Source organism: Streptomyces sp. 351MFTsu5.1 (genome assembly GCF_000383655.1).
GTDB classification, from domain to species: Bacteria; Actinomycetota; Actinomycetes; order Streptomycetales; family Streptomycetaceae; genus Streptomyces; species Streptomyces griseorubiginosus.
On the sequence record NZ_KB911786.1, the window covers coordinates 235,593 to 252,861 of the forward strand.

16 protein-coding genes and 1 pseudogene are annotated in these 17,269 nt (G+C 70.3%); 7 read left to right on the forward strand and 10 right to left on the reverse strand.

From position 1 onward, the window contains the following. Window positions 1-49: 49 nt before the first annotated feature. The gene (locus tag H295_RS0126560; RefSeq protein WP_020138393.1) at window positions 50-1,363 is read right to left on the reverse strand and encodes a glycoside hydrolase family 30 beta sandwich domain-containing protein; all 1,314 of its coding nucleotides are present in this window, start codon (window positions 1,361-1,363) and stop codon (window positions 50-52) included. A 368-nt stretch (window positions 1,364-1,731) separates the two neighbouring features. Continuing rightward, complete coding sequence (locus tag H295_RS0126565) at window positions 1,732-3,045, reverse strand: alpha/beta hydrolase (protein ID WP_020138394.1); 1,314 nt, start codon at window positions 3,043-3,045, stop codon at window positions 1,732-1,734. Between the two features lie 268 nt (window positions 3,046-3,313). Here H295_RS0126565 and H295_RS48020 point away from each other — a divergent pair. After that, window positions 3,314-3,418: pseudogene (locus tag H295_RS48020) on the forward strand (ADP-ribosylglycohydrolase family protein); the annotation flags it as partial. A 136-nt stretch (window positions 3,419-3,554) separates the two neighbouring features. Here the strand turns inward: H295_RS48020 and H295_RS0126575 are convergent. After that, complete coding sequence (locus H295_RS0126575) at window positions 3,555-4,094, reverse strand: TetR/AcrR family transcriptional regulator (RefSeq protein ID WP_020138396.1); 540 nt, start codon at window positions 4,092-4,094, stop codon at window positions 3,555-3,557. Window positions 4,095-4,276: 182 nt separating this feature from the next. On the opposite strand from H295_RS0126575, the gene H295_RS48025 reads away from it, so the two are divergent. Together H295_RS48025 and H295_RS0126585 are read left to right on the forward strand one after the other, a co-directional pair. Further along, window positions 4,277-5,059 carry an MEDS domain-containing protein gene (locus tag H295_RS48025; protein WP_028809773.1) on the forward strand — a complete coding sequence of 261 codons (783 nt, stop codon included), beginning with the start codon at window positions 4,277-4,279 and terminating at the stop codon, window positions 5,057-5,059. Next, on the forward strand, window positions 5,056-6,030 hold the full coding sequence (locus H295_RS0126585; RefSeq protein ID WP_020138398.1) for a sensor histidine kinase: 975 nt from the start codon (window positions 5,056-5,058) through the stop codon (window positions 6,028-6,030). Before H295_RS48025 ends, H295_RS0126585 begins: the two co-directional genes overlap by 4 nt. A 107-nt stretch (window positions 6,031-6,137) precedes the next feature. Here the strand turns inward: H295_RS0126585 and H295_RS0126590 are convergent, their stop codons facing one another. After that, window positions 6,138-7,862 carry an acyl-CoA dehydrogenase family protein gene (locus tag H295_RS0126590; protein ID WP_020138399.1) on the reverse strand — a complete coding sequence of 575 codons (1,725 nt, stop codon included), beginning with the start codon at window positions 7,860-7,862 and terminating at the stop codon, window positions 6,138-6,140. Window positions 7,863-7,955: 93 nt separating this feature from the next. Beyond that, complete coding sequence (locus tag H295_RS0126595; RefSeq protein ID WP_020138400.1) at window positions 7,956-8,537, reverse strand: PadR family transcriptional regulator; 582 nt, start codon at window positions 8,535-8,537, stop codon at window positions 7,956-7,958. A 152-nt stretch (window positions 8,538-8,689) separates the two neighbouring features. Between H295_RS0126595 and H295_RS0126600 the strand changes: the two genes are divergently transcribed. After that, window positions 8,690-9,322: a hypothetical protein gene (locus H295_RS0126600; RefSeq protein ID WP_234021681.1), complete on the forward strand. Its 633-nt coding sequence runs from the start codon at window positions 8,690-8,692 to the stop codon at window positions 9,320-9,322. Window positions 9,323-9,366: 44 nt separating this feature from the next. Next, window positions 9,367-10,098: a YcnI family protein gene (locus H295_RS0126605; protein WP_020138402.1), complete on the forward strand. Its 732-nt coding sequence runs from the start codon at window positions 9,367-9,369 to the stop codon at window positions 10,096-10,098. 114 nt (window positions 10,099-10,212) lie between these two features. On the opposite strand, the gene H295_RS0126610 is transcribed toward H295_RS0126605, so the two are convergent. Continuing rightward, a complete protein-coding gene (locus H295_RS0126610) occupies window positions 10,213-11,856 on the reverse strand; it encodes a peptidoglycan-binding protein (RefSeq protein WP_020138403.1) in 1,644 nt (547 codons plus the stop codon). A gap of 263 nt (window positions 11,857-12,119) precedes the next feature. Between H295_RS0126610 and H295_RS0126615 the strand changes: the two genes are divergently transcribed. Further along, the gene (locus H295_RS0126615; protein WP_020138404.1) at window positions 12,120-12,854 is read left to right on the forward strand and encodes a peptidoglycan-binding protein; all 735 of its coding nucleotides are present in this window, start codon (window positions 12,120-12,122) and stop codon (window positions 12,852-12,854) included. Then, the gene (locus H295_RS0126620) at window positions 12,851-13,708 is read left to right on the forward strand and encodes a helix-turn-helix domain-containing protein (protein WP_020138405.1); all 858 of its coding nucleotides are present in this window, start codon (window positions 12,851-12,853) and stop codon (window positions 13,706-13,708) included. Before H295_RS0126615 ends, H295_RS0126620 begins: the two co-directional genes overlap by 4 nt. Here the strand turns inward: H295_RS0126620 and H295_RS0126625 are convergent. From H295_RS0126625 to H295_RS0126640, 4 genes are all read right to left on the reverse strand, one after another. Then, window positions 13,686-14,213, reverse strand: a complete 528-nt coding sequence (locus H295_RS0126625) for a hypothetical protein (protein ID WP_020138406.1) — start codon at window positions 14,211-14,213, stop codon at window positions 13,686-13,688. The genes H295_RS0126620 and H295_RS0126625 overlap by 23 nt on opposite strands. 64 nt (window positions 14,214-14,277) lie before the next feature. Further along, the gene (locus tag H295_RS0126630) at window positions 14,278-14,778 is read right to left on the reverse strand and encodes a pyridoxamine 5'-phosphate oxidase family protein (RefSeq protein ID WP_020138407.1); all 501 of its coding nucleotides are present in this window, start codon (window positions 14,776-14,778) and stop codon (window positions 14,278-14,280) included. 99 nt (window positions 14,779-14,877) lie between these two features. Continuing rightward, window positions 14,878-16,509, reverse strand: a complete 1,632-nt coding sequence (locus H295_RS0126635) for a cation acetate symporter (protein WP_020138408.1) — start codon at window positions 16,507-16,509, stop codon at window positions 14,878-14,880. After that, window positions 16,506-16,949 (reverse strand): DUF485 domain-containing protein, encoded by a 444-nt coding sequence (locus H295_RS0126640; protein ID WP_020138409.1) that lies wholly within the window; start codon window positions 16,947-16,949, stop codon window positions 16,506-16,508. Before H295_RS0126640 ends, H295_RS0126635 begins: the two co-directional genes overlap by 4 nt. Between the last annotated feature and the right edge of the window lie 320 nt (window positions 16,950-17,269).

The following is a 17,269-nucleotide window of genomic DNA, read 5'->3' on the forward strand; positions in this document are numbered from 1 at the left end:
GCCGCCCGGGTCCTTCGGGGCCCGGGCGGCGGGGTGCGCGGGGGATGCCTCACCCGGTCACGAACGTCGTCAGGCTCCGCGCGGGAAGCTGCGCGGTGAACGACCCGTTGGACACGGTGATCCGGCTCTGTGCCGCGAGGTTCCTGCTCCCGTCCGTCAGCCAGGACGACACGCCGGACGAGGCGTTGTTGAGCAGGGTGAACTGCTGACTCACCTGCGAGGTCCCCTTGTTGACGGCGACGATGACCACGCGGGAGCCGGTTCCCTTGTACGCCGAGACGTAGACGTTGGACTGCGGGTTCGCGGTCACCGCGATCCGTACGTGCCCCGGGCGGACGTACTTCGCGAAGTGCGCCATGGCGGCACCGCGCTTGCTGATCTGCCCGTCCTCCCGCATGGGGCCGTACCCGCGCCGGATGTACCACCACACGTACGCCTGGAACTCGGCGTCCACCATGGCGCGGTGCACGTGTTCGCCGACGTCCAGGGCCTGCGGCCAGAGGTCGGCCGAGTCACTGCTGTTGGGGTAGTAGACCTCGGTCATCCACAGCTCCTTGCCCGCCCCCTTCTGCTGGAAGAGGGGGTAGGGGAAGTTCTGGAACGAGGTGCCGTAGAGGTGCGCCCCGAGGATGTCCATGTTCGCGAGGGCCGCGGGATCGTTGAGGATCGGGTCCGAGAAGCTCTTGACGTACTGGAAGGACTCGGGCGCGATGACCTTCGTGCTGATCGAGCCGGCGTTCTCCCGCAGGAACCTGGTCATCTCGGCCGGGGTCCACCACGTCCAGTCCTGGGCGTAGTCGGGCTCGTTCTGCACCGAAATGGCGTACAGGTTCACGCCGTTGTTCCGCATGAAGGTCACGAAGTCGTTCAGGTGCTGCGCGTAGGCGCCGTACATGGAGGAGCGCAGTCGCTTCGCATTGGTCTGCGAGCCGTGCACGAACGTCTCGACCATCTGCGCCGGGGGATTCCAGGGTGAGGCGAAGACGGTGGCGCCCAGCTCGACCGCCCGCTTCGCCGTCGCGACCTCGCGGCTCCAGTTCGCGCGGTCCTCGGAGACGAAGATCCTCAGCACGGAGAACCCGAGCTGTCCGTCGCCGTTGCCGAAGGCCGTGTCCCGCTGGGCGGCTGTCAGGTCGCCGATCCACAGCGGGTGGTTCATGCCGCCGAATCCCCGGATCGTCTGCCGGGTCGCCGACGGGTCGACGGTCACGGTGGCTGCCGCGAGGGACGGGGTCCGTGGTGCTCCCACGGCCGGGGTCGTGGTCGCGGCGAGGACCGGGAGAGCGCTCATGGTCGCCAGGACCGCCCGGCGACTGGGGGACTGCGGCCCTGTGCTGCCGGAACCGTTCCGGTGCAACGACATTGCTCCTCCTGCTGACTCGGCTCTGACGGGTGCGTTCTCGTCCGCGCCTCGCTGGTGCGACGGCCCTCCCGCCAGTGGGCGAAAGTTTCGTGGCGTTGTCGTGGAACGGCGCCCCGGCAGGGGGGTCGAAGCAGGGGTTGTCGAGCGGGCAGGGGGCGCGTGGGGGGAGAGGAGAGCGCTGTGTGACGCGTGGCGGCTCGGTCGGGGGGTGTGGGAGCGCTCCCTCAGGTACGAATGTTTCGGGCGGCGGACCGATCGTGTGGTGTGTAGGGACCGTAGGGTCACCCCCCGCAGCCGTCAAGGCTTCGGGGGGTTCCCGTACCGCTACTACAGGCCAATGCCGTTGACCGGCGTCGCGTGTGGCCCGCTCAGTGGGCCGGACGCGATGACGCGGCGGGCTCCCGTGGCTCGGTGCCCTCGGCACGCAGCGGGTCGTGCTTCGACCCGGGACTCGGCTTGGGCGTGCCGTCGGCCTCGGTCGTCCTCTTGGGGTGGACCCGGGGTACGACGTCCTGCGGGAAGGTGAGTTGGTCGTTCATCCAGGTCAGCGCGGCCGGCATCTCCCGCACCCAGGTGGGGAAGTTGTGGCTGCCGCTCTCGGGCAGTATGGACACGACCCGCATCGGTGCCTTGACCGCCTTGATGAAGGCCTGGGTCTGCGGGTAGCCCTTCTCGCCGTGCTTGCTGTTGGCGACCAGGACCGAGACCTGGGGAGCGGGCAGGTGCTTCAGACGCCACATCAGGTCGTGGCCGTCGATGCGGGCCTGCCGACCCGGGCCGGAGCCGAAGAGGTTCCCGGTCGTGGGGTCGTCCTTGACCCGGTAGTCCGGGGAGAGGGCCGCGGCCGTGGTGTACATCCCGGGATTGCGCATGGTGAGCTGGAGGGCGCAGCTGCCGCCCGAGGAGTAGCCCATGACGCCCCAGGAACTGGCGTAGTGGCCGGCCCGGTAGGCGGACCTGATCGCCTGCGGCAGGTCCTTGGCGAGGAACGTCTCGGTCTGCGGGCCGCCGGGGACGTTTACGCACTCGGTGTCGCGCGGCGGGGCGATCGTGGGCCGGATCATCACCATGATCGTCGGCTGCATCCTGCCCTGGTGCTGGAGTTCCCCGGCGGTCTGCGAGACACGCAGATGCTGCGCGAGGTTGAAGATGCTGCCCGGATAGCCGCTGAGCGCGACGACGACCGGGAAGCGCATGCGGTGGTACGCCGGCTGGAAGTACTGCGGCGGCAGATACACGAACGCGGGATCGACGACGCCGGTGCGACGCCCGATGATCTTGACCGACTCGACCCGTCCGGTGACCGCGGGCGGCCCGTCAGGGAGCCCGCTGACCTGGCTGAGCTGCGAGTCGTGGAAGGGCTGCACGAGCGTGCCGTGGACGTCGCTGATGCCGGTGATCGAGTTGTCACCGTCCCCCATCGCCTGCGTCACGCCGACGGGGGCGGTGTCGCCGTTGCCGAACAGTTCGTTCCAGGAGCCGAAGAACTGGTACGAGGAGTTCACCCCGCAGGCGAACGCCGCGACGATCATGAGCTGCGTCACGCCGATGGCTCCGAGCCGCCCCAGTACATGCCACAGCCCCGGTTTCGCGAAGCGAGGCCACAACCAGACCAGCAACCCGACACACAGGGCGGCCAACACCACCAGCGTGTAGACGGTCGTTCGACTGGTCAAACCCATGTCAGTCCCTGACTTTCCTGGCCGTGCAAGGTTCCTATGCACAGAAGGAGGGACAAAACGCGGTGGGCGTTCCCTTGAAGGTGTTCTGTGTGCGTATTGCAGGCAAACATCACCCATCTGGCCGGAAGGGTTCGCTGCGTGGCGGAAGAGGGGGCTGGCGCGCGGAGGAGAAGGGGTAGGCGCGCGGTGAAGAACGGGACATGCGCGCGGTGAGGGAAGTGGCCCGCGTGCGTGGGGGCGGCATGGGTAGCCTGCGCGGGTGGAGCGGATGAACCGGTTTCAGCGGGCCGCGGGTGCCGTCGTCGGCTCGGCGGTGGATGACGCCCTGGGCGGCCCCTTCGAGTTCGGTCCCCAGGGGGTGTTCTCCGCGCGGTTGCTTTGGCTCGGGTGGCGCGTCGCTGGCTGGTAGCGGGATGTGCTCCGGCTCGGACAGCGCCTCGCAGGCTGGGAGCGGGAGGTGCCTCCGCTCGCGCAGTGCCTCGCCGGCTGAGCGTGGGGCCGTCGCGCGGCTATCGGTGCGGGCCGCCCAGCCCGTCGAGGATGAGCGCCAGCATCCGGGGCGCCCGGTCCTCAGGGGTGGACGGAGCCCGCCAGAGAGCTCCGGTGAGCTGGAGGAAGTCGCCGGCGTCGGCGTCCGTGCGGATGCTCCCGTCCTTCTTGCCGGCGTCCAGGAGCTGCGTGATCGCGGCGACGACGGGGCCGTAGCTCTGCTCGTTGATCGCCTGCTGTGCTCCGGGGCTCAGGGCGTCGCCGAGGCCGTGCTTCTTGCGCATCGCCTCGACCAGGTCGGTGGTCCAGCGGCGGAGCGCTTCGAGGGGCGGATGCTCGGCCAGCAGGTCGGGGACGGTGGCGACGATGCGCGCAACCTCGTCCTCGTAGACGGCCAGGACGAGTGCCTCGCGGGTCGGGAAGTTGCGGTACAGGGTGCCCGCGCCGACGCCTGCCCGCTGGGCGATCTGGTTCATCGAGGCGCTGCCGTCCTCGGTGAACGCCTCCCGGGCGGCGGCGAGGATGCGAGCCCGGTTCTCGCGGGCGTCTGAACGGACCACGGGACCTCACGTCAATAAGGGGAGATTTCTCCACTGCTTCATGCGGAGAACTCTCCGCGTACTTTAAACCGGTGCACGGGCCATGAACCACCCCGGCTCCGTCAGGTGTGTCACCGGCTGGTCCGGGCAGGAGGGAAGACGTGCCGTTGAGTAGGGTGAACATGAGGTGAGGGGAGGTTGTGGTGCGAGCGACGCGCACGCTGGCGGCACTCGACGAGGTCGGCTCCGGCGACCACGTCCTGCACCTGCTGGATCCCGCGGACGACGTGTGGGACCGCAGCAGGGCCTTCGTCTCGGACGGTGAACTCTTCGGCGACAAGGTACTGATCGTCGGACCGCTCACCCGCACCACCGCGGCCTTCGCCCCGGTCGTGCTCGACCCGGCCCGGCTGAACGGCTCCCTGATCTCCGCGGTGCGGCGCGAGGCCGCGAGCGCGGAGCGTGAGGGATACCGATCGTTGCGTGTCCTCCACCACGTGACGTGCGACGGACCCCCGGTCGACGCCGAGCAACTGCTGCGCAGCGAGCTCGACCTGGAGGAGTTCGCCGCGGACAGCGGTGCTCTGGTGGTCTGCGCCTATCAGTGCGGTCAGGAGAGTGCGCCGGCGCCCGAGCGGGCGACATGCGTGCACCCGCAGCACCTGGGCGGCCGTCCGGCGTCACCCGCCTTCCAGGTCTACCGGACCGGCAAGGACGGCTGGACCCTGACCGGGGTCGTCGACGCCGAGGGCGCCCACGCTTTCGGCGCCGTCCTTCGCACCCTGCTGTCCCAGGCGGTGACGGTACGCCTGCTCTGCCACGGCCTGGACTTCCTCGACGCCGCCGGCATGAGTTCACTCGCCGACGCGGCCCGCTGCCTGCCGGACCGCAAGGTGGTGCTGGAGGGGACGAACGAGACCGTACGCCTGGCCTGGGAGCTGACCGGCTTCGCAGACCCTTCGATTCCGGTGGTGATGACGCCGTGAGCTCCTCCCCTCCCCGTACCCGCACTCCGTCCCCGGGTGAGGGATATCGCCACGAGCTGTACCCCTACCGTTCCGGGGAGGAGTTCCTCGAGGGCACCGTGGGCTTCATCCAGGAGGCGCTGGACGGCGGCGAGGCCGTGGTGGTGGCCGTCCCGGAGAGCAAGGCCACCCTGCTGCGCGCCGAGGTCCCCGACGACGGTGCGGTGCAGTACGTCGACACCAGCCCGCTGGCGCACCACCCGGGGCGGCTCATCGGAGCCTGGCAGGAATGGATCAGGGAGTACACCGCGCAGGGGCGGCTGGTCCGCGGCATCGGCGAGTCGCCCTGGGCGGAAGCCCGCTCTCCCTCCGAGGTGGAGGAGCTGCGCTACCACGAGTGGCTGCTGAACAGGGCCTTCGCCGACGGCCCGGCCTGGTGGCTGCTGTGCCCGTACGACCTGGCCGGTGAGCAGGCGGCCGTCGAGCAGATGGCGCGCTGTCACCCGGAGATCCGCGCGGACGGCCGCACCACACTCTCCTCCGACTTCGACCCGCAGGCGCCGTTCGACTTCGTCTCGCTGACCCATCCGTGCGATCCCTACGACGAGTTCGCCTACTCGACCGGTGATCTTCCCGCACTCCGGGACAAGATCACCGCCTGCGCCGAGCAGTTGGGCCTGCACGGCCAGCGGCTGCGCGAACTCCACCTGGCCGCCACCGAGGTGGCCGCGAACAGCATCCGTCACGGCGGCGGCCAGGGCGTCCTGCGCACCTGGACCGAGAGCCGCCGTCTGGTGTGCGAGTTCCGGGACGCCGGCTACATCAGCGACCCCCTGGTGGGCCGCTCCAAGCCGCCCCACACCCAGATGGGCGGACGGGGACTGTGGCTCGTACACCAGCTGTGCGACCTGGTCGAGATCCGCTCCACCCCGAAGTCCGGCACCACGATCCGCCTCCACACCGAACTCCCGCCGGACGGGGCCCACGCGTAGGTCGTCCTGCGGCGGACACCCACGTCGGAGTCAGCGAGGGGCGATCGGTCGGCGGCGAGCGACAGGGCTCCGCCGTCCGACCGATCAGCGGTACGGCTGAGGCGGTCCTACTCCGCCATCTCGTACGCGCCGGACAGCGCCTCCACCCGCTGCCAGACCCGCTCGGTGCGTTCGGGGGCCACGACCGGACGCCGGACCGCGGCCAGCGCCCACTCCTGCTGCTGCGGGGTCGCCGAGTCCTTGCCATGCAGTTCGACGGCGTGGGAGGAGAAGTCCCTGACGAGGACGGCGAAGAGTTCGTCGAGCACGTCTTCGTCGAGACCGGTGAGGCGGGCCTGTTCCAGGACGAGCTGGGCGTGGACCACCAGCGCGAAGAGCTGACCGACGGCGAGGAGGAGGTCGAGGTCGCGGCTCTGCTCCTCGTCGGGGGCCGCGGTGGTGACGAACTCGCAGAGCGCGTCGGCCTGTTCGCGCAGCCGGGCCACGTTCGGCAGGTGTGCGTACGCCTCGAAGGCGGGCCGCCAGTCGTGGAAGCGCACCGAGCCCAGACCACGAGCCGGCCCCTGCCGGAACAGGAAGGAGTCGTCGGCGGCGTCGAGACGGGTCGGCACGTCGGGGTAGGACGCAGGGGCGAGCAGGTGGCTGCGCATGAACTTCAGGATCAGCGCCAGGTTGACGTGGACCGTGCCCTCCAGCTTCGGCAGACCGCGGATCTCCACCGCGGCCTGGGCGAAGTAGTTGTCCTTCTCGAAGCCCTTGGCGGCGATGACGTCCCACATCAGGTCGATGACCTTCTCGCCCTCCGTGGTCACCTTCATCTTCGTCATCGGGTTGAAGAGCAGATACCGGCGGTCCTCCGGTCCTGCGCTGCGGAAGTAGTCCACGGCACGGTCGCTGAACAGCTTCATCCCGACGAGCCTGACGTAGGCGTCGGTCAACTCACGCCGCACATGCGGGAACGCGGTGACGGGACGGCCGTACAGCACGCGGTTGTGGGCGTGGGTGACCGCCTCGTACATCGCGTGTTCGCAGATGCCGATCGAGGCCGTGCACAGGTTGAACTTGCCGACGTTGACGGTGTTGAGCGCGGCGTCGAAGGCGGCCCGGCCGGTGTGCAGGACGTCCTCCGCCCGTACGGGGTAGTCCTCCAGGTGGAACTCGCTGACGAACTTGGACGAGTCGACGACGTTCTTCACCAGGTGGTACGCCGGGTGACGGCTGTCGGCGGCGAAGAACACGTAGCCGTCGGGGCCCTCGACGTCGGTGCGGCGGCCGAAGACGGAGACGAGCCCCGCGGCATTGCCGTTGCCTATGTAGTACTTGGAGCCGGTGGCGCGGAAGCCGCCGTCGCCGTCGGGCTCCAGCAGCATGTCGGTGGAGTAGATGTCGGCGCCGTGCGTCTTCTCGGAGAGGCCGAACGCGAACACCTCACCCTGGGCGAGGAGTTGGGCGGCTCGCTCACGGGCAGCCGCGTTCTCGCTCTGCCAGACGGGGCCGAGGCCGAGGATGGTGACCTGCCAGGCGTACCAGTAGTCCAGGCCGTAGAAGCCGAGGATCTCGTTGAGCGCGGCGATCCGGGCGGTGTCCCACCGCTTGTCCGCCTCGCCCTCGCCGGCGGCGGAGGAGGGGGTCAGGAAGGTGGCGAACAGGTTCTCCTTCGCGGCGAACCCGAGGAAGTCGCCGAGCCACGCGCGCGTGCGGTAGTCCTCGATCAGCTGCCGCTTGCCCCGCTCCTCGAACCAGTCGACGGTGGCCCGCAGCAGGCGGCGCGTCTCGGCATCGAAGTGCGCGGGGTCGTACGTGCGGGGGTTGAAGAGGAGCTGGTCGGCCATGGGGTGGACTCCTAGGGAGATGAAGGACGTCGGACAAAGGGAGAAGTCTGTGGACCAGGGGTGCCGGCGGCACGGAACAGCGGAGGCGAGCCGTCAGCGAGCACGGTCGGCCGGGCCGAAGCGGGCCAGCGTGGTGAGCACGTCGTCGAGCCAGCCGATCATCATCCGCTCGTAGGCGATGCCGCCGCGCAGGACGACGTGCTGGAGCTCTGTCTCCGCGTCGAGCGGCGTGTCCGGCGGTGCGGGTTCCGTCGCGGGCGCGGTGAAGTCGCGCTGCTCACCGGCCAGGTAGTGCGCGAGCCGGTCCCGGTGGGCCTGCCGGTGCCGCTCCACCTCCTGGATCAGGGCGGTGGGGTCGTCGAAGGCGGCGCCGCGGATCTTGACCGCCAGGTCGTGGCGAACGCTGTCGGGCTCGATCGGATCGTGCAGCCACGAGGACAGCGCGGCCCGGCCGAGGTCGGCGACGGAGTACTCCTTCTTGTCCGGCCGTCCGTGCTGCGGGACGTCGCGGGCGGCGACCCAGCCGTCGTTCTCCATGCGCTTGAGCACGCGGTAGATCTGCTGGTGGGTCGCGGTCCAGAAGTAGCCGATGGACCGCTCGAAACGCCGGGCCAGCTCATAGCCGGAACCGGGCTTCTCCAGGAGCGACACCAGGATCGCGTGTTCGAGCGCCATGCCGACGATCGTGCTATGCAACTCGTTGCATAGCAAGTCCCACCGGTGCCGATGCGACGCGGCTCACCCCGGGCAGGATCTGAACGATGCGCACGTCGGCCCCGTAAGGAGGGGGCCGGGTCGAACACGGTAGGCCGCAGGTGGTGATGAGCATGCGTGAGCGGGGAGACACGTCGTCCCGCCGCGCTGTGGCGTCCGCCGGTGTGCGGAGTCTGCGCGCGGCCGTGTTCGCCGTGCTCTGCGTGCTGTTGGCGGCCGGTGGGCACGCCCTGGCCACGGGGATGGCCCCGCCGGTGTGGACCCAGCTGGCCGGGAGTGCTCCCGTCTTCGTCTCGGGCTTCGCGCTGGGTGGGCGGGAGCGGTCGTTCCTCGGCATCGGCGGCGCCACGGTGGTGACCCAGGGCGGGTTGCATCTCGCCTTCGACGCCGTTCGGCCGCATGCCGCGACGGCCGCGCACGCCGGGATGCGGATGGCCCCGCAACATACGCTCACCGGGCACGCGCTCACCCCGCATGCCACCGCCGCCCACCTGTGCGCGGCCGTCCTGCTGACCTGGTGGCTCAGGCGCGGCGAGGCCGCGGTGTGGTCCCTGCTGCGGTGGGCGGCCGCGTGCATGCCCGGGCTCACCGCCTGGTGGTGCCTGGTCAGGGGCGGGCGGGGCAGGCCGACCGCGCCCGGGATCGCTCGCCCCGCGGTCGGGGAGGCATGGTCGCCGCGACCCGTACGGCTGCGTCATGCCGTGCACCGGCGGGGACCGCCGCCAGGGATGTCGTACGCCGTCTGACCCGCGGACAATCCCTTCCAGCACGTACGGAGATCCAGTCAGCCATGTCCACCGCACGTACCACTCTGCGCCGCGCGGGCGCCGCCACCGCCCTGGCCGCTGTCGGCGTCCTGGCCGCCGCGGGCGTCGCCTCCGCGCACGTCACGGTCCATCCCGAGAGCTACGCCAAGGGCGCCACCGACGGCGTCCTGACCTTCCGTGTGCCCAACGAGGAGGACACCGCGAGCACCACGAAGGTGCAGGTCTATCTGCCCACCGACCATCCCGTCCTCGGCGTGCTCGTCTCCCCGCGGGACGGCTGGAGCGCCAAGGTGACGACGACCAAGCTCAAGAAGCCGGTCAAGACCGACGACGGCACCATCACCGAAGCCGTCTCCGAGATCACCTGGACCGGCGGCCGCATCGGCGCCGGGCAGTTCGAGGACTTCGACGTCGCTTTCGGGCAGTTGCCCGACGACACCGGGCAACTCGCCTTCAAGACCCTGCAGACCTACTCCGACGGCAAGACCGTGCGCTGGATCGAGCAGGCCACCTCCGGCGACGACGAGCCGGAGAACCCGGCGCCGGTCCTGAAGCTCACCGCCAAGGACGCCGACACGGGCGGCTCCGTCCCGGTGACCGCGAAGAGTGCGGTGAGCGAGACCCCGTCCGCGTCGCGCAGCGACTCGACGGCCCGGGGGATCGGCGTCGCCGGACTGGTCGTAGGCGTGCTGGGGCTGGCGGCGGCGGTGTTCGCGGTCGTCCGGGGACGTTCCGCGGGAGCACGCCCCGAGTAGCGCACCCGCTCTGCGCTCTGCTGCGCCCCTGCCGACGAACCCTGTCGCCGCACGCGACACAGCCGGCCGTCGCCTGAACACTCAGGTCTGACGGCCGGCCGGGTTCCCAGGGGATCAGCGGACCCTGATGAAGAGGACGTCGTAACTGCTGTTGCTGGAGCGGGACTTGATGTACACGCCGTCGCCGCCGCCGTTGGGGTTGCTGGTGTTGCCCTCGACGGTGGTGAAGGACGAGCCGGACACGGACCGCACGATGCCGATGTGCTCGTGGCCGCCGGTGAAGTCGTTCCCGCCGTTCCAGTCGAAGGCCACGATGTCGCCCGGCTGCGGGTTGCTCGTCACGGAGAGGTGGTAGTTGCCGGCCCGCGCCTGCTTGACCCAGCCCGAGACATACGTGTTGCGGTAGGAGGTGGCTCCGGTCTGCTTGGCCACCCAGCTCACGAAGGTCGCGCACCAGGCGTAGCCGCTGGTGGACAGCGAGAGTCCCACGGCCGAGCCGTAGCTGTTGGCGCGGGCGCTGCCCTCGGCGGTGCCGACCTCGGCCGCCGCCACGTCGAGCATCTTGGCGTAGCCGCCGCCGGGCGCGGGCGACGACGGCGGGGTGACCGCGCCGTACAGGGCGGCCTTGGTGTTCGGCCCCACCTTGCCGTCGACCGACAGCCCCTTCTCGGACTGGAAGTCCCGCACGGCGCTGCCCGTGAGCGGGCCGAAGTCGCCGTCGACGGCGAGATCGGCGCCATGGTGGTTGAGCAGGCTCTGCAACTCCGTGACACAGCCGCTGCGTTGCCCCTGCACGATCTCGCTCGGGCAGGACGAGGAGTTCAGGTTGACCGGCGCGGGGGCGCCACTGCCGCCACCACCACCGATGTTCGAGTACAGCGCGGCCTTGGTGTTCGGGCCGACCTCACCGTCGGCGGACAGACCGCTCGCGGACTGGAACGCCTTGACGGCCGCCAGCGTCTGCGGACCGAAGCTGCCGTCGACGTCGACGCTGCGCCCCTTGCCGTTCAGCAGGGACTGCAAGGTGGCGACGCAACCGCCGCTCTGCCCCTCCACGATGTTCGCGGGGCAGGACGCCGACCTCAGGTCCAGGCCCGTCGACGGCGACTCGTCGGTGTCGTACAGCTCCCGCTTGGTGTTGGTGCCGACCTGCCCGTCGACCGTGAGGCCGTGGTCGGACTGGAAGCTGCGCACGGCACTCGCGGTGCCGGAGCCGAAGTCCCCGTCCACGTCGATCGAGTAGCCGTGGTGGATGAGCAGCCGCTGGAGCTCGGTGACGCATCCGCTCTTGGCGCCCTGCACGAGGTTCGCCGGGCAGGAGGAGGAGTTGAGGTTGATGGGGGCGGGCGCCGAGCCGCCGGTCGCGTACAGCTTGCTCTTGGTCGCGGGGCCCACCCGCCCGTCCACGGCGATCGCGGTGGCGGCCTGGTACTCGCGGACCGCGTAGAGCGTGGCGGATCCGAACTGTCCGTCCACCTGGAGACCGGCGCCGTGCGTGTTGAGCAGGTTCTGCAACTCCGTGACACAGCCGCTCGTCTGGCCCTGCACGATCTCGGCGGGACAGGACGCGGACGTCAGCCTGACCGCGGCCGGCGCCGCGGACGCCGGACCGGCCCCGAGCACGATGCCGGCCGAGACCATGGCCGCGGTGGCGGCGAACGTCCCGACACGGATCCGCCAGGGCGTGCCGGGGCGGCGCGGGTCCCGGTGCGGGAGGTGCACGTCTTCTGCGCGAGCGAGGGTGTCGAGTCTTCCCATGGTGGCCGGGTTCTCCTTCGGTTGGGGCAGGGCTGGAGAGCGCTGTTGCAAAGGTGGAGGGGGAGCGGGGGTGGCCGCCACGGTCAGGTCGCAGATGACGTACTTCTGGGACGCGCACCCCGCTGACCTGCGGCAACACCGTCCAGTGGGACGACGATGTGGGACAGCTGTGACAGATGTGACGCGCTCATGCAGAATGCGCAGCAGCGGTGAGGGCCGCTGTTCGAGCGTCTGACCACGCTGACGACCGCTTTGGGGGAAACATGCCGCTCTCCAAGCCGCTGCCCGCGGAACTCGATCCCAGCGCACGGCAGTTGGTGACCGACCTGCGTCGGCTCAGGGACCACAGCGAGCTGACGATGCGGCAGCTCGCGACCAAGACGGGATACAGCGCCAAGTCGTGGGAGCGATATCTCGGTGGGACGTCGCTGCCGCCACGGGAGGCGGTGGAGGCGCTGGCCCGGATCACGGCCACGGATCCCGTACCCCTGCTCGCGCTGCGCGAGGTCGCCGCCGACACATGGGGAAGTCGTCGGCGGCTCGAGCCGGAACCGGAGGGACCGGCACGTCCCGCACCCGGGCGTTTTCCGCACCTCGCCCTCATCGCAGGCGTCGCCGCCCTGGCCGTCGCGCTCCTGTCGGCGCTGCTGCTCGTGCTGCGCCTCGGCGACGACGCCACCCCGGCCGTCATCACAGCCGCACCGCGCAGCGCCGCGTCCTCCCCGCCGCCCTCCTACACCTGCCACATCACGCGGATCCAGGGACACTGGTCGGCCGGCATCAACAAGGGCCGCGACACCGAGATCGGCTACGGCGACTCCGGAGCCGACGTCGCCGAAGCGCAGTGTCTGCTGCGCCGGGCCGGCATCTCACCCGGCGGGATCGACGGCATGTTCGGCCCTTTGACCCTGCGGGCGGCCAAGACGTTCCAGCAGCGTGAGGGTCTGACCGTCGACGGCATGCTGGGGCCGCACTCCTGGAAGGCACTGCGGGGATGACACCCAGCGCCCCCTCTCCGCCGGGCGCCCGACTCGCCGCCGTCATGCAGGAGTTGCGGCAACGCACCGGGCTGAGCCTCACCCGGCTCGCGGCCGCCACCACCTACAGCAGGTCGTCCTGGGAGCGCTATCTCAACGGCAGGAGCCTGCCGCCGCGCAGCGCGGTCAAGGAACTGTGCCATCTCGCCGGCGAGCCAGCGGACCACGCGTTGGCACTACTGGACATCGCCCGCACGCAGCGGACGGACGGCAGTACGGCGACAGAGAGGACGTCATCCGGCGATGCCTCGGCGGCGACGACCCCGGGCGCCGCCGAGGCCACGCGCACACCTGCTCGCACCGGGATGTATGGCCACGTCCGCCGCGCGGATGTCGTCACCGCCCTCGCCGCGACCTGTGCCGTCGTCATCGGCACGCTCGTGCTGATCAACCTTCCCCCGCTGCACCGCAGAGCGGCGTCGCCGTCCTCGCCGCCCGCTGCTGCGACCGGGGCGCTGTGCAGCCGGTCGACCTGTCACGACAAGGACCCGCTCGCGACGAGATGCGGTGCCGATCCGCTGACCCTCGCCGAGCACGAGACCGCCACGGGCGCCTGGATCCAGATCCGCTACAGCCGTCCGTGCGGGACGAGTTGGGCCCGGATGTGGGGCGCCGCCGTGGGCGACCGCGTCGAGATCACGACGAGTGGCGGCCACGGCTCCCGTCACAGCGCGCGGGTCGCCACCCCGAGACAGGCGGACACGTACGTCCACACCCTCATGAGCGCGGTCAGCTCCGGAACCACCGTGCGGGCCTGTTTCAGCGCGGCTGCGGGTGGCGGAAAGGAGTGCGTCACAGCCCGCTATGCGGACTAGAGCGGAGCATCCGCGCGGTTCTGCGGCGTACGGGTGGAGCCTGTACCGGGTGCCCCCGCCAGTCGACGCTGTCGTCGTCCGACATGCTCGCCGCATAGGTGAGCGCGTGCTGGATCACCCGTGCCAACAGGCGCTTGGACTCAGCCGAGGGGAGTTCACTCTGCCATGGGTCGAGCGAGTACCAGTCGCCGTCCGGATCCGTCAGGGGCGGGCACGGTCTTGCGGGAATCAAGGAGGCGGGCGGCGCTTCGGGAAGGCGTACCAGCAGCGTGTCCGTGCCCTGGGCCAGGGCCGCGGCGATGCCCTTTGCGGCAAGCACAGGCACACCGAACGTCGCCGGAGCGGGCCACCGGGGGGCCAGGTCCGCGAGCCTCTGGACCAGATCGGGGTGGGTGTGCAGCTCCCACCCCTCGTAGTCGCAGCCGCATGGCTTGTGGGGAGCGCCCCACCGCCGGAGCAAGTTCAGCAACTCGGAGTTCTGCGGCAGGTCCGGCAGCTGCGTCATGCCTGAACACGCTACGCGCTGCTCCGCGGTAGGCACAGTGGCTCGGCTTCCCTCCAGCAGGAGTTCAGGCCTGCTGTCGTTCCTCCCGCTGTCGGACCAGTTCTTCCACCGCGCTCGGCAGAGTCGTCTCGAAGTCGATCAGTTTTGCCCAGGTCGGGGTGACGACGATGCGGACCATGCCGTCGTGGTACAGGGATCGCACCTCCGCCTCCCACTCGACCCGCTGCTCGGCGGTCATCTCGTAGCTGCTGGTCGGCTGGAGGTATTCGTCCGGGATGCCGTCGACGAAGTCCAGCTCGGCCCGGCCGCGGATGAGCAGGATCCGTGGCGGGTGCACCTCGGTGTCGATCGTCAGGGCGACCGCCGGGTTCTCGCGCAGGGACGCGAGCTTCGGAGCGTTCTTCGTGGTGCACATGACGATCTCCGAACCGTTCCAGGTGAAGGCGATCGGCACATTGCGGGGCGTGCCGTCCTTGGCGACGTAGGCCAGACGGGTCACGTCGCGGGCCAGCAGCTCCCGGCTGATGGGCCGGTTCAGGACCTCGGTGATCTCGTTCGCTTCCATGGTCGTTCCTCTCGCTCGTCGCCGTTGCTGTACCAGGGACGGAGCGACACCCGCGTTCTCGACACCGGGACGACAGTGATGTCCCGGGGACGGCACCTTTCACGGTTCGTCCGGGCTCCAGCTCGGCCGGCGTCGCGGGGGGCCGGCGAGGATCAGCTGCTCGATGCCGGCGTAGCGCTCGCGGGCGCGGCGGGCGCTGCGGCGGCCGCCGAGGATCGTGCACAGCCAGCCGCAGGCGAAGCCCACCGGTACCGAGACCAGGGCCGTCGTGGTGAAGGGGAACCAGTTCAGGTCGGCCTCAGGGAAGGCCGACGTGGGGGTCCCGGAGACGAGCCGGGTTCCCGACATCAGCACCAGGACGGCCAGCGAGCCGCCGATCAGTGTGCCGAGGAGTCCGGCCTTGCTGAAGCGCCGCCAGAACAGCGAGTAGACGAGTGCGGGGGCGATGGCGGAGGCGCCCATGCAGAACGAGAGGGTGGCCAGCGGCTGGAGGCTGCGGTGCTGGGCGAGCGTGGCCAGCAGCAGCACGGGCACGCCGACGATCAGCGCACAGACCCGTGCGAGGGTCATCTCCCGCAGCGGGGACATGCCCCTGTTCCGCGACGCGATGACGTCGTGGGCAAGGGAGTTGGCGCAGGCGAGCGTCATCCCGGCGACGGACGCCAGCAGGGTCAGGAAGATCGCCGTGGTCACGGTGCTGAACACCAGGCTCTCGACGCGGGACACGTCGGCCCCGAACACGGCGCGCGCGCCCAGCAGATAGGCGGTGCTCCCGTGCGGGTCGGCGGCCGTGATCCGCTCGCGGCCGACCAGTGCCGTGGCGCCGAGCCCGACGACGGTGATGATCAGCATGAACAGGGCGACCGAGGACACCGCCCAGGACATCGTGCGCCGCACCTGACGGGCGTTGCCCGCGGTGAACATCCGCATGGTGACGTGCGGCAGACAGGCTCCGCCGAGCACGATCGCGATCTGAGTGCTGATCATGTCCAGTCCGGGATGCGGTCCGTCCGAGAACTGGAGGCCGTACTGGAGGTACGCCTGGCCGGTGCCGCTGCGCTGCGCCGCGGTGTCGACCATCGTGCCCGGGTGCCAGCCGAAGGTCGCGAGGACGAGCACGGCGACCACGAGGCCCGAGCCGAGGAGGATCACCGTCTTGATGATCTGGATCAGCGCGGTCCCCCGCATCCCGCCCAGAGCTGCGTAACTGATCATCAGGATGCCCGCGCCGACGATGCAGCCGGTCTGCATGGCCCGGTCGGAGAAGCCGAGGATGAACGCCAACAGCTGTCCCACGCCCGCCAGTTGCACGATCATCATCGGGATCAGCGACAGCAGGGTCACCACGCAGGCGGTGATGCGCGCAGCTCGCCCCGGGACGCGGCGGCTGAGCGCGTCCCCCATGGTGAACCGGCCGGTGTTGTGCAGGGGTTCGGCCAGCAGGAACATCAGCAGGAGCAGGGACAGCAGGGTGCTCAGGGCCAGCACCACTCCGTCGAAACCGCACAGCGCGATGACCCCGCCGATGGTGAGCACGGTCGCCGCCGAGATGTAGTCGCCGGCGACCGCCAGGCCGTTGCGCAGCGGGGAGAGCGTCTTGTAGCCGGTGTAGAACTCCTCCAGGTCGTCGCGGTCGGGGCCGGTCAGTACGCACAGCAGGAGGGTGAGGGTGACGATGCTGCAGAAGGCGACCAGTGACAAGGACTGCGCGGAGCCGCCGAGGTCGGTCATGTCCGGGGCCGTCCGTCCCCGTCGGCCGGTCGGCCGTACCGGCTCACCCTGCGGGCCAGGGGGTCGACGAACCGCCGTGCCGAGTACTCGAAGAGCAGGACGGCCAGCCAGGTGACGGGGATCTGCACCACGGCGAGCAGCAGGCCGGTGGGGAGTCCGCCGGGGGCGGGGCGGGACATGAGGGCGGGGGCCTTGACGGTCAGCGTGAGGAAGACGGCGAAGTAGCCGAGGGCGACGAGGGTCGCCACCCGCCGCTGCCAGCGGCAGGCGCGGCGCAGGACCCGCAGTGCGCGGTGGTAGCTGGACCACGAACGCGGACGGGCCCCGCTGCCCGGGCGCGCCGCGACCGCCGGAGGAGGCGATGGCCGCAGCGCGGTGGGGGAGGGGACCCGCCCGTCGTGCCGGTGCGGCAGGGCTAATTCCGAGCGGTCGTAGGACATCCCAAAACTCCTAGCGCGGTGGGCCCGGAAGTCACGGACCCCAAGAAGGCGGGGGAGGCGGAGCGGTTCGGGTCATCGCACGTTATGCGGGTGGCCGGGGGCCGGACGGGTGTTCCGTTGAACTTCCCGGGGGCAGGCCGACGGGGAAGCCGACCGTCTCGGGTGCCCGTGGTGAGGGTGTGACGGGAGTGCACCAGGTGTCGCCTGCGCTGCCGTCGCCTCGGGATCGGTCGTCCGTACGTCGTACACCAGTCCCAGTCGGCCATGACTGCCCTGCGGGAAGCGGACCGGGCGCGGGGATGAGGGACCCTACGTCGGAT